General features: G+C 55.6%; 14 protein-coding genes and 1 riboswitch. Of the genes, 12 read left to right on the top strand and 2 right to left on the bottom strand.

The features are described from left to right. The first annotated feature begins 108 nt into the window (after positions 1 to 108). Positions 109 to 258, top strand: a complete 150-nt coding sequence (locus tag ACXLHR_RS11680; protein WP_458791606.1) for a hypothetical protein — start codon at positions 109 to 111, stop codon at positions 256 to 258. Positions 259 to 494: 236 nt separating this feature from the next. On the opposite strand, the gene ACXLHR_RS11675 is transcribed toward ACXLHR_RS11680, so the two are convergent. Further along, positions 495 to 1,370, bottom strand: coding sequence for a hypothetical protein (locus ACXLHR_RS11675; RefSeq protein WP_458791605.1), 876 nt, complete (start codon positions 1,368 to 1,370; stop codon positions 495 to 497). A gap of 107 nt (positions 1,371 to 1,477) precedes the next feature. Here ACXLHR_RS11675 and miaB point away from each other — a divergent pair, with 107 nt between their 5' ends. From miaB to ACXLHR_RS11620, 11 genes are all read left to right on the top strand, one after another. Then, entirely contained in the window at positions 1,478 to 2,791 is a 1,314-nt protein-coding gene (miaB, locus tag ACXLHR_RS11670) for a tRNA (N6-isopentenyl adenosine(37)-C2)-methylthiotransferase MiaB (protein WP_458791604.1), read from the top strand. A gap of 205 nt (positions 2,792 to 2,996) precedes the next feature. After that, positions 2,997 to 3,557: an OmpA family protein gene (locus tag ACXLHR_RS11665; RefSeq protein WP_458791603.1), complete on the top strand. Its 561-nt coding sequence runs from the start codon at positions 2,997 to 2,999 to the stop codon at positions 3,555 to 3,557. Between the two features lie 12 nt (positions 3,558 to 3,569). Continuing rightward, positions 3,570 to 3,887 carry a hypothetical protein gene (locus ACXLHR_RS11660; protein ID WP_458791602.1) on the top strand — a complete coding sequence of 106 codons (318 nt, stop codon included), beginning with the start codon at positions 3,570 to 3,572 and terminating at the stop codon, positions 3,885 to 3,887. 149 nt (positions 3,888 to 4,036) lie between these two features. Further along, positions 4,037 to 5,044, top strand: a complete 1,008-nt coding sequence (locus tag ACXLHR_RS11655) for a PhoH family protein (RefSeq protein WP_458791601.1) — start codon at positions 4,037 to 4,039, stop codon at positions 5,042 to 5,044. After that, positions 5,041 to 5,526 (top strand): rRNA maturation RNase YbeY, encoded by a 486-nt coding sequence (gene ybeY, locus ACXLHR_RS11650; protein ID WP_458791600.1) that lies wholly within the window; start codon positions 5,041 to 5,043, stop codon positions 5,524 to 5,526. Before ACXLHR_RS11655 ends, ybeY begins: the two co-directional genes overlap by 4 nt. Positions 5,527 to 5,571: 45 nt before the next feature. Then, positions 5,572 to 6,456 (top strand): hemolysin family protein, encoded by an 885-nt coding sequence (locus ACXLHR_RS11645; RefSeq protein ID WP_458791599.1) that lies wholly within the window; start codon positions 5,572 to 5,574, stop codon positions 6,454 to 6,456. Then, positions 6,449 to 7,894, top strand: coding sequence for an apolipoprotein N-acyltransferase (gene lnt / locus ACXLHR_RS11640; protein ID WP_458791598.1), 1,446 nt, complete (start codon positions 6,449 to 6,451; stop codon positions 7,892 to 7,894). Before ACXLHR_RS11645 ends, lnt begins: the two co-directional genes overlap by 8 nt. Before the next feature lie 32 nt (positions 7,895 to 7,926). Further along, positions 7,927 to 7,974: riboswitch (SAM-SAH riboswitch) on the top strand. A 5-nt stretch (positions 7,975 to 7,979) separates the two neighbouring features. Next, entirely contained in the window at positions 7,980 to 9,161 is a 1,182-nt protein-coding gene (metK, locus tag ACXLHR_RS11635) for a methionine adenosyltransferase (protein ID WP_458791597.1), read from the top strand. A gap of 71 nt (positions 9,162 to 9,232) precedes the next feature. Then, positions 9,233 to 9,946 (top strand): tRNA (guanosine(46)-N7)-methyltransferase TrmB, encoded by a 714-nt coding sequence (gene trmB, locus ACXLHR_RS11630; protein ID WP_458791596.1) that lies wholly within the window; start codon positions 9,233 to 9,235, stop codon positions 9,944 to 9,946. 463 nt (positions 9,947 to 10,409) lie between these two features. Beyond that, complete coding sequence (gene aroA, locus ACXLHR_RS11625) at positions 10,410 to 11,762, top strand: 3-phosphoshikimate 1-carboxyvinyltransferase (protein WP_458791595.1); 1,353 nt, start codon at positions 10,410 to 10,412, stop codon at positions 11,760 to 11,762. Beyond that, positions 11,759 to 12,376: a (d)CMP kinase gene (locus ACXLHR_RS11620; RefSeq protein WP_458791594.1), complete on the top strand. Its 618-nt coding sequence runs from the start codon at positions 11,759 to 11,761 to the stop codon at positions 12,374 to 12,376. Before aroA ends, ACXLHR_RS11620 begins: the two co-directional genes overlap by 4 nt. Here the strand turns inward: ACXLHR_RS11620 and ACXLHR_RS11615 are convergent. After that, complete coding sequence (locus ACXLHR_RS11615) at positions 12,368 to 12,919, bottom strand: hypothetical protein (RefSeq protein WP_458791593.1); 552 nt, start codon at positions 12,917 to 12,919, stop codon at positions 12,368 to 12,370. The two genes, ACXLHR_RS11620 and ACXLHR_RS11615, sit on opposite strands and share 9 nt — an antisense overlap. Positions 12,920 to 13,099: the final 180 nt, after the last annotated feature.

The raw sequence follows: 13,099 nt of genomic DNA, 5'->3' as shown, positions 1-13,099 counted from the left end.
TTCTGTTGTGGTGTCGGCACACCGGACCTACGCCGCGAGTGTGAACTTACCTATGATCGTAAAGTATACACTGGTGAAATTGTTTCCGGTGAGATCGCAATTTCTGGTATGAATGAAGCTTTCGCAAAGTTCTCGGGTGCATCTAAAGCGATCACGAAAACAAGCCGCAATGGTTCGAACGACTGGTATCTTGAATTTCATGATGGGAAAAAAGTGCTGGCAAACGCGTGGCGAAAAAGCACAGCAGGCGAATCCTGAAATGGTTAGGCCAGAAATCATCGAGCAGTGTTGCGCGCGGGATGTGAGTAGGGCAAGGTTAGTCTGCAGTTGAAAGAGTAGTTTTGGCACTGGCGGTCTTTAAGGCCGTCTATAGGGCAGCCTAAGGGCTCTACCGAGCCCCCCCCGATTGCGGACGCGTTCTATGGCAATTGCGGACGAAAACCTGTCAATTGCGGAAAGTTTGCCCGCACGTGATATCGGAAATGCACAGTCACTCAAAACCACTGGCCCGGTTCCATCAAGCCTAGGTCCAAAAGCTGCTGTGAATGCCAGTCAAAAGGCACAGAGTTATGCCATCGGAACGTGTTGATTTGGGATGCACTGACGGGATTACGCTTTAGCGCCTTGGCCGTCCTAAACGAACACAAGGCCGCTGTAATGCTGTGATGCCACGGGCAAGCATAGGTATTATACTCTTGATCGTTAAACGTATGATCGCCCAGCAACCGCAAACCTGGTTTGGCGCGGAAAATCGAAATACGGTCAATCCTGCGGCGCGGCACCGGCACATGCTCTTCAAACCGCCAGCGCAACCCGCCAAAGAAATCCAGCTGTCGCTCGGCGAAATTATTATCCTTGTCCTTGCGAGCCAGTGAATAATAACCCGACTTGTCCATATAGGCATCATCCAGGGACACCGCATTTGGATCCGCCGCCGAATCCCCAGCATACAAATCCACAACATAGGTCAGCATCGCATCGCGACGCTCCTCAGTATGAAACGCCAGCATTTCCCCAATCGTGCGGGTCTCGCAAAACGGGAAAAACAAATACTCTGTGTTATAGCCGTAATAAATCCACTGCGACGGGGCTTTTTCAATCACAGCGTTCACCACATGGAGCACTATTTCGAGACGCGACACATCAAATGCAACACGGTGGATGCTGTCGGGCAAGTCGGCAGGCAACACAATGTCGGACACTCCGATTGCCAAAATCGCGCGGAACCCCATCGCCATGCATTGACGGACCGTGCTCGTCGCCTCTACATCGTCCTCCAGAAACACCAAAGCAATCGGCCCCTTGGCCAAAACGCTTGCGCCCTCTGATAAGAAGGCTTCAAATGTCGGATAATGCTTCATGCCTGACATGTTCTCCAAATTTGCCCCAAAATGCGTGAAGCGCGACTGCATTGCAAGCAGGCAACAACAGCGTTAAACCCCCAACTTGTCCGAATTCCTGCCCAAAGGCTGCTCTCATGTCCGATCCTAAAAAGCTGTATATCAAGACCTTCGGCTGTCAGATGAACGTCTATGACAGCGAGCGCATGGCCGAGGCGCTGGGCGGCAAGGGATATGTCGCGACCGAAACCGCCGAAGACGCCGATATGATTTTGCTTAACACCTGCCACATTCGCGAAAAAGCGGCCGAAAAAGTCTACTCGGACTTGGGCCGGTTGAAATCGCTGAAAGACGCAAAGCCAAACCTGAAAATAGGGGTCACTGGCTGCGTAGCTCAGGCCGAAGGTAAAGAAATCATGCGCCGCTCGCCGCTTGTTGATCTGGTCGTTGGTCCGCAATCCTATCACCGCCTGCCTGAAATGGACGACGTGATCCAGACAGGAGCCAAGGCGCTCGATACCGACTTCCCCGAGGACGATAAATTCGACACGCTGAAATCGCGCAGCAAAATCAAGCGCGGCCCAACGGCATTTCTGACCGTACAAGAAGGCTGTGACAAATTCTGCGCCTTCTGCGTCGTCCCCTACACCCGCGGCGCAGAGGTCAGCCGCCCTGCTGAGCGTGTTGTGCGTGAAGCCCAAGAGCTGGTCGAATCCGGCGTGCGCGAAATCACTCTGCTTGGGCAAAACGTGAACGCCTACCACGGGCACGAAGGCGGGCTCGCGGGCCTGATCTGGGCGCTCGACAAAGTCGACGGGCTGGAACGCATCCGCTTCACCACCTCGCATCCCAATGACATGGACGAGGCCCTGATAGACGCCCACTCAACCTGCCCGAAACTGATGCCTTACCTGCACCTGCCCGTGCAATCCGGCTCTGATAAAATCCTCAAGGCAATGAACCGCAAGCACACGTCTGCGGGCTACATCAAACTGATCGCGCGCATCCGTCAAGCACGTCCCGACATCCTGCTTTCGGGTGATTTTATTGTTGGCTTCCCGGGTGAAACCGAGGCCGATTTTGAAGCAACAATGGACCTGATCCGCGCCGTGGAATACGGTCAGGCCTATTCGTTCAAATACTCGACACGCCCCGGCACGCCTGCCGCCGAGAAACCACAACTGCCCGAGGATGTGATGAACGACCGCCTGCAACGATTGCAAGGGCTGCTGACAACCCAGCAACGCGCGATCCAGGAAAGTATGGTCGGCCGCGAAGTCCGCGTCTTGTTCGAGAAATCAGGGCGTACCGACGGGCAAATGATCGGCAAATCCGAGTACCTCCACGCAACCTACGCCGACGCGCCAGCAAGCGTTTTGGGCACTGTGCAGCGGGTAAGAATCACGCAGTCCGGTACGAATTCTCTCGGTGGCACACTCGTCACCTCGTGAGCGATGCAATTAGCCAGGGCGGTTCCATCAAAAACTCATACCGACCCTGTCACCAATTAGACATAGTTTTGTCGTACTGTTTCTAAACTTGGCACAATATGTAGTGTTTTATCCTTTCTTTGTCGGCTTAATTTGCTAGACTCTGCGCAATTGGTAAACAAAGACCGAAGCATTTGGGTTCGGTTTGAAAGTAAAGGATAGGGAAGTGGCAACATCATTTAAGGATACGCTACGGGTTTTGACCGCGGGTGCAATTTCACTTGCGCTGGTCGCAGGGGCGGCACAGGCACAAACACGGACAGTGGTCGGCGAAGAATACACGCCGACAATCTGGATTGACCCCGACGGCTGCGAGCACTGGGTCATGGATGACGGCGCTGAGGGCTACATGTCGCCACACCGCACGCGCGATGGGCGTCCGGTCTGCCACCGGTCCGAAATCTGCGGCGTGATCCCGTCCGATCAACTGTTCCAGACTGACAAACACGCCATTAACGCAAATGGCCGCGCCCAGTTGACCAACTTCTTCCGCACCGCCAACGCATTTGGCTTTCTGATTTACGGCCATACAGATGCACGCGCCTCCGATGAATATAACATGGGTCTCTCGAACCGCCGTGCAAACGCGGTTGCCGAGGTCGCGCAAGCTGCGGGTGCCCGCATTGTTGACGTAAAAGGTTATGGCGAACGCCAGCCACGCGCCGCTGGTAATTCCGCTGAAGTATTGCAGCAGAACCGCCGTGTTGAAATTTACTGTGTTCGCTAAGGAGCAGACGATATGAAAACGATCTCAATCACTACGTTGCTTGTAGCGGGTCTTGGCCTCACGGCATGTACCGGCCTGGAAGGCGGAGAACGCACCGGCGCCGAACGTTCTTTCGACGGAAGCACAGATAACAAACACCTCAGCCAGTTGGTTGCGGGTGTGTGGGTCGATCCGAATGGCTGCGACCATTGGATCATCGACGATGGCGTCGAGGGCTACCTGTCCGAACGCATGCAGCCAGATGGTCGCCCTGTTTGTTCGGGGGTTGCCCCGCCAAACACTGCTGTCGGACCGTTCCGCGAAGGCTCCAACATTCCTGACGTGCTCTAAGCGTGCGAGACTTAAGGGTGTTAAACGCATATTAATACGTAAGGCCGCAGCGAAATCTGCGGCCTTTGTGCTTTTTTCGGCCGTGTGTCCTTGTCAGCGCGTCCGCGCCGCGCCACTTTGATACCGAACTCATGCCAAAGGAGAAATGATTGGCCGTTGATCTTACCAATGTTTCGGAATCCACCTTGGAATTCCCCGATAACTTCCTGCTGATTGACCTTTGCGGAGAATATGACCGTAATTTGGCGGTGCTCGAACAATCCTACGGCGTGCAGATCCTGCGCCGCGGTAACCAGATTTCGGTCGCCGGCGAAGAAGGGCCGCGTCAGGAAGCGCTCTCGACCCTCAAGGCACTCTACCAGCGTCTAGAGGCGGGCCGCTCTTTGGAACCGGGCGATATCGACCGCGAATTGCGTATGGGCGGACCAACTGTCGCCACGCCTCCGGGTCCTTCTGACCAAAAAGAGCTCATCGGTGGCGGGCTGACTAAACGGGTCGAAATCAAAACCCGTAAGAAACTAGTCGAGCCGCGCACTGCCGCACAAAAAGCCTATGTTGAAGCCCTTTTTGACAAGGAGCTTTGTTTTGGCATTGGCCCCGCAGGTACCGGCAAAACCTATCTGGCCGTAGCCGTTGGTGTAAATATGTTGATCAGCGGCAAGGTTGATAAAATCATCCTCTCGCGCCCCGCCGTGGAAGCTGGCGAAAAATTAGGCTACTTGCCCGGCGACATGAAAGACAAGGTCGACCCCTACATGCAGCCGCTCTATGACGCTCTGAACGACTTTTTACCGGGTAAACAGGCGGCTAAAATGATGGAAGAAAAAATCATCGAAATCGCACCCTTGGCCTTCATGCGCGGGCGCACGCTGTCAAATGCCTTTGTCGTGCTGGACGAGGCGCAGAACGCCACAACCATGCAAATGAAGATGTTTCTGACTCGTCTGGGCCAAGGCTCGCGTATGGTGATCACAGGCGACCGCACCCAAATCGATCTGCCGCGCGGCGTAAATTCCGGCCTGCGTGACGCCGAACATCTGCTTAAACATATCTCGAAAATCAGTTTTAATTACTTCACTTCAAAAGATGTGGTGCGCCACCCGCTGGTCGCCGCTATTATCGAAGCCTATGAGGCAGAGGACGCCAAAAACGCATGATAATTGATTGCATGATTGAAGATAAACGCTGGGCTACAGCAAACTTGGAGGCCCTCGCAGAGGCAGCCGCCGTTGCCACCTTTAGGCATCTTAAACTGAAAGGCTATGAGGTCAGCCTTCTGGCCTGTAACGACAAACGTATCGCAGAGCTGAACGCCGATTTTCGCGGCAAACCCACGCCCACAAACGTGTTAAGCTGGCCGTCAGACGAACGAGGGGCTGCTATCGACGGCGGACAACCGCTACCGCCCACATCCCACGACCCAGCGCTGGGTGACATCGCAATCGCTTATGATACATGCGCAGCAGAGGCGCTCTCGGCAGGCAAATCATTGCCCGACCACGCGACCCACTTGATCATTCACGGCATTTTGCATTTGTTGGGCTATGATCACGAACGTGACCATGACGCCACCCTCATGGAGGGCTTGGAAACGACGATACTTGGCAGTATGGGACAAGCTGACCCATATAGGGCTTAGGCGCACAGATTTTGAACGCGCAAAATGAATTTAGGTAAGGACACAATGAGCGATACGAACGACGGATCTGATATTGCAGCGCAAAGCGCGCAAGACGATCCCACTGACCAACCGACGCGCGGCTTTATGGGTCGTATTTTTGATGCACTCAGTCCCGGCGATACGTCTGACGAAGAGGTTGCTGAACTGCAAGGCCCCAAGATGCCGTCCCATATGCAAGGCGTTTTAAACCTTCGCAACATGCGTGTCGAAGATGTCTCGATCCCGAAAACCGATATCGTTGCGGCCCCCGTGACCATTACAAAACAAGAACTGGTTAAACTGTTTCGCGCCCAAGGTCTGACGCGTATCCCCATTTATGACGGCACGCTGGATACACCTATCGGGACTGCCAACCTCAAGGATTTTGCCCTGAAATACGGGTTCAACAGCAAGGCAACCTTTGCCCTGCGCGAGATGCTACGCCCGCTTCTTTATGTGCCACCCTCAATGCCGCTTGGCGTTTTACTGCAAAAGATGCAGGCCGAACGCATCCACATGGCGCTGGTGATCGACGAATACGGCGGCACCGATGGCCTAGTCACCATTGAAGACCTGATCGAACAGGTGGTCGGCGCGATCGAAGACGAGCACGACATCGACGAAGCCAAAAGTTTTACTGACGAAGGTAACGGCGTTTACATCGCCCTTGCACGGACCTCTCTGGAAGATTTCGAGGCTGAAATCGGTCAGGACCTTACTGCCCCCGACGAGATCGACGAGGAAGAGGTAGACACCCTTGGCGGCCTTGTCTTCATGCTGGCAGGCTCGATCCCCGCGCGCGGAGAAATTATCCTGCACCCCAACGGGACCGAGTTTGAAGTACTTGATGCGGACCCACGTCGGATCAAACGGCTACGCGTGCGTATGCCTGGGTTTAACGTTGATTAGATCACCCCTTTTGGCGGCATTTGTGCTGGGCGCATTTGCCGCTTTGGGGCAGGCACCACAAGGGCTTTGGTGGCTCACACTCGCTGCCTTGGCGCTTTGGTTCCTGATCCCCGTCACATCAGCAAAATCTGCCATGCGAACTGGTCAGCTCTTTGGGGTTGGCTACTTTGGCGTCAGTCTACGCTGGATTATATCACCGTTTCTGGTGGAGCCCGCCAGCACAGGCTGGATGGCCCCATTCGCCCTGATCTTGATGGCTGTCGGGGCAGGGTTGTTCTGGGGGGCTGCGCGCTGGTGCGCCTACAAAATCGCCCCGAACAGCAGTCTTTTCAGCGCCCTCATGCTGATCCTCGCAGAACTGTTGCGGAGCTATATCTTCACGGGGTTCCCATGGGCATTACTCGGCCACATCTGGATTGACACCGCCATTGCACAACTTGCGGCATACGGCGGACCACATCTGCTGACAGCAATCACAGTAGGCTTGGCTTACGCTATCTCATTGCTGTTAAACCGCACTTGGTGGGCGCTCCTGAGCCCCGCGGCACTTTTGTTGGCGCTGCAACCGCTGCAACTCGCCGAGGCACCGCAAGCGGATGGTCCCACAGTGCGGCTGGTGCAACCCAACGCCAAACAGTCCGAAAAATGGGATCCCGAGAAAAGCCAACTCTTTTTTGACCGCATGCTCGGTTTTACAGGGCAGGGGGACGTGCCGGATCTGGTGGTCTGGCCCGAAACCGCAATTTCCTATTTGCTGGATTATGCAGGCCCCGAACTGGAACAAATCGCCGATGCCGCACGCGGTGCACCCACCGTGCTGGGCATTAACCGAAGCGCAGGATTGCGCTATTACAACGCCTTCATCGTCGTCGAGCGAGGCGGTATCGTTTCTTCAATCTATGACAAAGCGCATATCGTGCCATTTGGCGAATTTGTCCCAGGCGGCGAGTTACTCCGCAAAGTCGGCATTGACGCATTTGCGGCATCAACAGGGGGGGCGTTTACAGCAGGGCAGGGCGCGCAAACCGTCGGCATTACAGGGATCGGACAGGCGCGACCACTGATCTGCTACGAAGGGATATTTGCAGAAGAAATGAACACTGCGACGCGGCCGCGGCTGATGATCCTGATCACCAACGACGCATGGTTTGGCCCTGACGCAGGGCCAGAGCAACACTTGGCACAGGCACGCCTCAGGGCAATTGAGCAAGGGCTGCCCATGGTGCGGGTTGCCAACACCGGGATCAGCGCGATGATCGACGCAAAAGGGCGGATCACGGCACAAATTGGCATGAACGAAAGTAATTATATCGATGCGGCCTTGCCGCCCGCATTAAACGCCACAGTTTACAACCGAACAGGCGACTGGCCTATCGTACTTGCCCTGATGTTCTCAATTTTGGGTTGTGTGCTGCGTAGTCGACGAAATTTGAATTGACCATCTACCCATGACTCCCTAAGCGGGGTGAAACGCTGCCACAACGGCTTCCTGACGTGGCGGATTGATACAACGGAGCACTATCATGACACGCAGAGATTATATTTTCACGTCGGAATCGGTTTCCGAGGGACATCCCGATAAATTGTGCGACCGGATTTCCGACGCAATCCTCGACGCCTTTCTCGCGGAAGAACCAGAGGCGCGGGTAGCCTGCGAAACCTTCGCCACAACCAACCAGGTTGTGATCGGCGGCGAAGTGGGCCTGTCGGATCAGGAAAAGCTGGCTGACTATATGGGGCGGATCGATGGTATCGTGCGCGGTTGTATCAAAGATATCGGCTACGAGCAGGAAAAATTCCATCATGCGACCTGCCGTATCGCAAACTTCCTGCACGAACAATCGGCGCATATCGCACAGGGCGTGAATGCAAAAGAAGGCAAGGACGAGGGTGCTGGCGACCAAGGCATCATGTTCGGTTACGCGACGCGCGAGACCGCACAACTGATGCCCGCGCCAATCCTCTATTCTCACGCGATCCTGAAACGCTTGGCTGAAGTGCGTAAAGACGGCACCGAGCCGACCCTGCGACCAGATGCCAAAAGCCAGCTTTCGTTCCGCTATGTCGACGGAAAACCAGTTGAAGTGACCTCTATCGTTCTGTCAACACAACACGCGCTCGAAACTCAAACCAGCAGCGATATCCGCGACATTGTAGAACCCTACATCCGTGAAGTGCTGCCCGAAGGTATGATCACACCTGACACAAAATGGTGGGTGAACCCGACGGGGACATTTGTGATCGGCGGACCAGACGGTGATGCGGGTCTGACAGGACGTAAAATTATCGTGGACACTTACGGCGGTGCAGCCCCGCACGGCGGCGGCGCATTTTCTGGCAAAGACCCGACAAAAGTGGACCGCTCTGCGGCTTACGCGGCACGCTATTTGGCGAAAAACGTAGTGGCTGCAGGCATCGCCGAACGCTGCACTATCCAACTTTCCTACGCTATCGGCGTAGCTGAACCACTGTCGATCTACGCCAATTTGCACGACACAGGTGAAGTTGACGAAGCAGCAGTCGAGCGGGCGATGAAAACCGTCATGGATCTGACTCCGCGCGGCATCCGTCAACACCTCGCGTTGAACAAACCGATCTACGAGCGCACAGCGGCCTACGGGCACTTCGGGCGTGAACCTGATGCAGACGGCGGATTTAGCTGGGAACGCACAGACCTGATCAATGCACTGAAGGCGGCAGTCTAACAAGGATGGGTTAAAACCCATCCTACACACCCCATATTGCCTTGCGCACAGGGCTTTGCTACAGGCCCATCATGACTGAAAAAAAACACCCCTCGGGCGCCCCTTGGCGTAATTTCTATGGCCGCTTTCGCGGCAAAACAATTCGTCCTGCGCAAAATGATTACCTTGATAACGACCTCGCAGGGCTGTCACCGGGCGCCATCGACTGGGAAACAAATCCCGACCGCGAACAGATCAACCTTGAAGACTATTTCGGTAAACGCGAAATCTGGCTCGAAATCGGTTTTGGCGGCGGCGAACACCTTGTGCATATGGCCAAAACCTACCCCGAGGTGGGCATCATCGGCTGCGAGCCTTTTGTGAACGGCGTCGCAATGCTCTTGGGCAAAGTCCGCAAAGCCGGCGTCACCAACCTCGGCGTGCACCCCGGCGATGCACGTGACTTGTTTGACGTGCTGCCTGCCGGCACATTGACCAAAGTGTTCCTGAACTACCCCGATCCATGGCCGAAAAAACGCCACCATCGCCGCCGCTTTGTTACCCAAGAACACTTGCTGCCTCTGTTCGCCTGCATGGCCCCAAATGCTGAATTGCGCGTTGCTACCGACATCAAAGATTATGTGCGCCAAACCTTGGAAGAAGCCCCTAAAGCAGGTTTCGAATGGCTGGCTGAAGGCCCCGAAGATTGGCGCGACCCATGGTCCGACTGGCTCTCCACGCGCTACGAGCAGAAAGCCCTGCGCGAAGGACGCACGCCGCATTACCTGACATTCAGCCGCCCTTAGGTTGCGGCAATGGCGCGGCGCACTCACAGATATCGAAACCCGCACGCGACCCCGCCCATCGGCCATATTGTTGCTTAGGTTTGCCATCTGGCTCGGCTAGCAAGGATTTGAAGAGCGAAACCAAGTGTGTGGTTGGCGACTGACCACCGAGATGAATCCTGATACGCCTTTGCACAACTGTCGCGATCCTGCGGCGCTACACCGCCTCTTTGCCGCCAAAGCCCGAACTGGGAAAGCATGCGTTGCAGCAGTCAGTGCTTCAGTCTGATTAAATTCCGAGGGTCGGGCCAAAGCAGTCTCGATTTTGATTATTATTTCAAAACGATTGTTTTGAAACTCTCGTCGATCCCCTTCAGAGGCTGATACTTTCGAACTATTTGAGAAAAAGCGAGGCGGGCAGCGATGGACCCTGCTTTGCTGTTGGTTTATCACAGCATTAACTTGATCAAAAAGTGAGATGCGCATGTCCGGCCACGGCACCCCAATCCCCATGACCTCCCGCCCTTGTGGCCCGCTGAAAGGCACCGCAAACGTGCCGGGCGACAAATCGATCTCACACCGTTCACTCATTTTGGGCGCAATGGCAGTCGGCGAAACCCGCATCACAGGACTGTTAGAGGGCGAAGACGTGCTCGACACCGCCAAGGCAATGCGGGCATTTGGTGCGACCATCACCAACCACGGCGGCGGCGAATGGTCGGTGCATGGCGTGGGCGTCGGTGGCTTTGCCGAGCCTGAGAACGTGATCGATTGCGGCAATTCCGGCACCGGCGTGCGCTTGATTATGGGCGCCATTGCGACCACGCCAATCACCGTCACCTTCACCGGCGACGCATCTCTGAACAGTCGCCCGATGGGCCGTGTCACCGATCCACTTGCACTCTTCGGCACGCGGACCGTCGGGCGCAAAGGCGGGCGTTTACCCATGACGTTGGTCGGCGCCACTGATCCGACCAACGTGCGTTACACCACGCCTGTCCCATCGGCACAGGTGAAATCGGCCGTACTGCTTGCAGGTCTCAACGCACCAGGGCAAACTATCGTGATCGAGAAAGAAGCAACCCGCGACCACACCGAGCGTATGCTGGCAGGCTTCGGCGCGACAATTACAGTCGAAGACACTGATGAGGGGCGCGTCATTACGCTCACAGGACAGCCCGAACTCAAACCACAAAATATCGTCGTGCCGCGCGATCCATCCTCCGCGGCGTTCCCCGTCTGCGCCGCGATCATCACGCCTGGTTCTGATGTTCTCGTCCCCAATATCGGCCTAAACCCAACCCGCGCTGGGCTGTTCACTACCCTGCAAGAAATGGGCGCGGACCTTGTCTATGAAAACCTGAGGACCGAAGGTGGCGAACCCGTCGCTGACCTGCGGGCGAAATTCTCGCCAAATCTAAAAGGCATCATGGTGCCGCCCGCCCGCGCCGCTAGCATGATCGACGAATACCCCATGCTCGCCGTCGTGGCTGCATTCGCGCAGGGCGAAACCGATATGCAGGGCGTGAAGGAACTGCGCGTGAAAGAGTCCGACCGAATCGACGCGATGGCCAAAGGGCTACGCGCCGCTGGTGTGACCGTGATTGAGGGCGACGATTGGTGGAAAGTCACCGGCCTTGAGCATGGCCGCGTCAAAGGCGGCGTGACCGTTGCCTCGGTCCTCGATCACCGGATCGCAATGGCGTTTATGGTCATGGGCATGGCAACGCAGGACCCCATGACCATTGATGACGGCAACCCAATCGCCACATCTTTCCCAATCTTTGAAACCCTGATGGGCGATCTTGGCGCGCAGATTGTGCGCGAAAACACATGATTTTCACTGTCGCCATTGATGGGCCGGCCGCCGCGGGCAAAGGCACAATTTCCAAGGCTGTCGCAGCACATTTTGGTTTCGCCCACCTCGACACTGGGCTGCTCTACCGCGCAGTCGCGGCCAAAGCCCTGACTGGCGCTGACCCTGTTGCGGCGGCAAAAACTCTCGACCCAAGCGACTTAGAAGACGATGCCCTGCGCACGTCAGAAGTAGCACAAGCCGCCAGTCAGGTTGCAGTAAACGCCGATGTGCGGGCTGCACTCACCGACTTCCAACGCAGCTTTGCCACACGAAATGGCGGCGCGGTCCTCGATGGGCGCGACATCGGCACCGTGATTTGTCCCGACGCCCCGGCCAAACTTTTCATCACCGCGTCACCCGCTTGCCGCGCCGAGCGCAGGTTCAAAGAACTGAAAGGTAAGGGAATGGACATCGGCGTCAACGATGTCCTTGCCGACGTGATTGCACGCGATAAACGCGATACGGAACGGGCGACTGCACCACTGGTCGCGGCCGCAGACGCCTTTGAAATTGACACTTCGGATCTCAGCATCGACCAAGCCGTAGCCGCCGCAATCGCCTTTGTGCAATCGCGGCGTGTTGAGCTACTGTAAGCGCGCCCTTGTGGATTGGTTCAGCCTGATCGACGAATAACGGTACTCAATAGCGCTTATCGGCTTATGCCCCTCTGTGGGCGCAAACACGGCGGGTGGTAAAATCCAATGTGCAAAGGTCGACGGCGAAGTATGGGGATAAGTGTACCATGCACGCAAGGCAGCGCAATCAAACCTGCCACGCCAGTCCGCACGACGACATAACACAGCATGGACAATATCGAGGATCGCAATAAATACCTGATCCTCTTCGTCCTCGTAACTGTCCAGCGTTTTTCCTTTTAACATTTCCGCCTCGTAGTAATGCGGATTGCAGGCATCAAAAATCTGCAACGCAGTGGCCCGATCACATTCGGGATGGTTCAGGATCGCATCAAATACTTCAACCTCTCCGGCAATGCCGTGAATATTGGTCAGACAATGCAAATCATCCCCCGTGCAATGGGCAATAAACGCAATAATATCCGTTGGATCATCGGATAGCATGTTGAGTAGCTCGGCAGGGGTATCCTGCACGGCTTTGGTAGGAATCAGATTCTTCATAGTCGCCTCAAACAGTTTGATAGAACCATCATCGCAACCAATCCTGCCCAAAATTTGACAGGAATGTGCCGTTTGCTAGACGAACGCAAATGATGTGGAACAAGTTTGAAACGGTGCGCGAACCCCTTGCAGCTTTGGGGTTTTAGGCCTATGAGGGCGATGTTGAAGTGTCGAAACAGA

The organism is Yoonia sp. MH D7 (assembly GCF_054439475.1).
The sequence above is the reverse complement of the archived record's forward strand: the minus strand, read 5'-3'. Positions and strand labels throughout refer to the sequence as shown.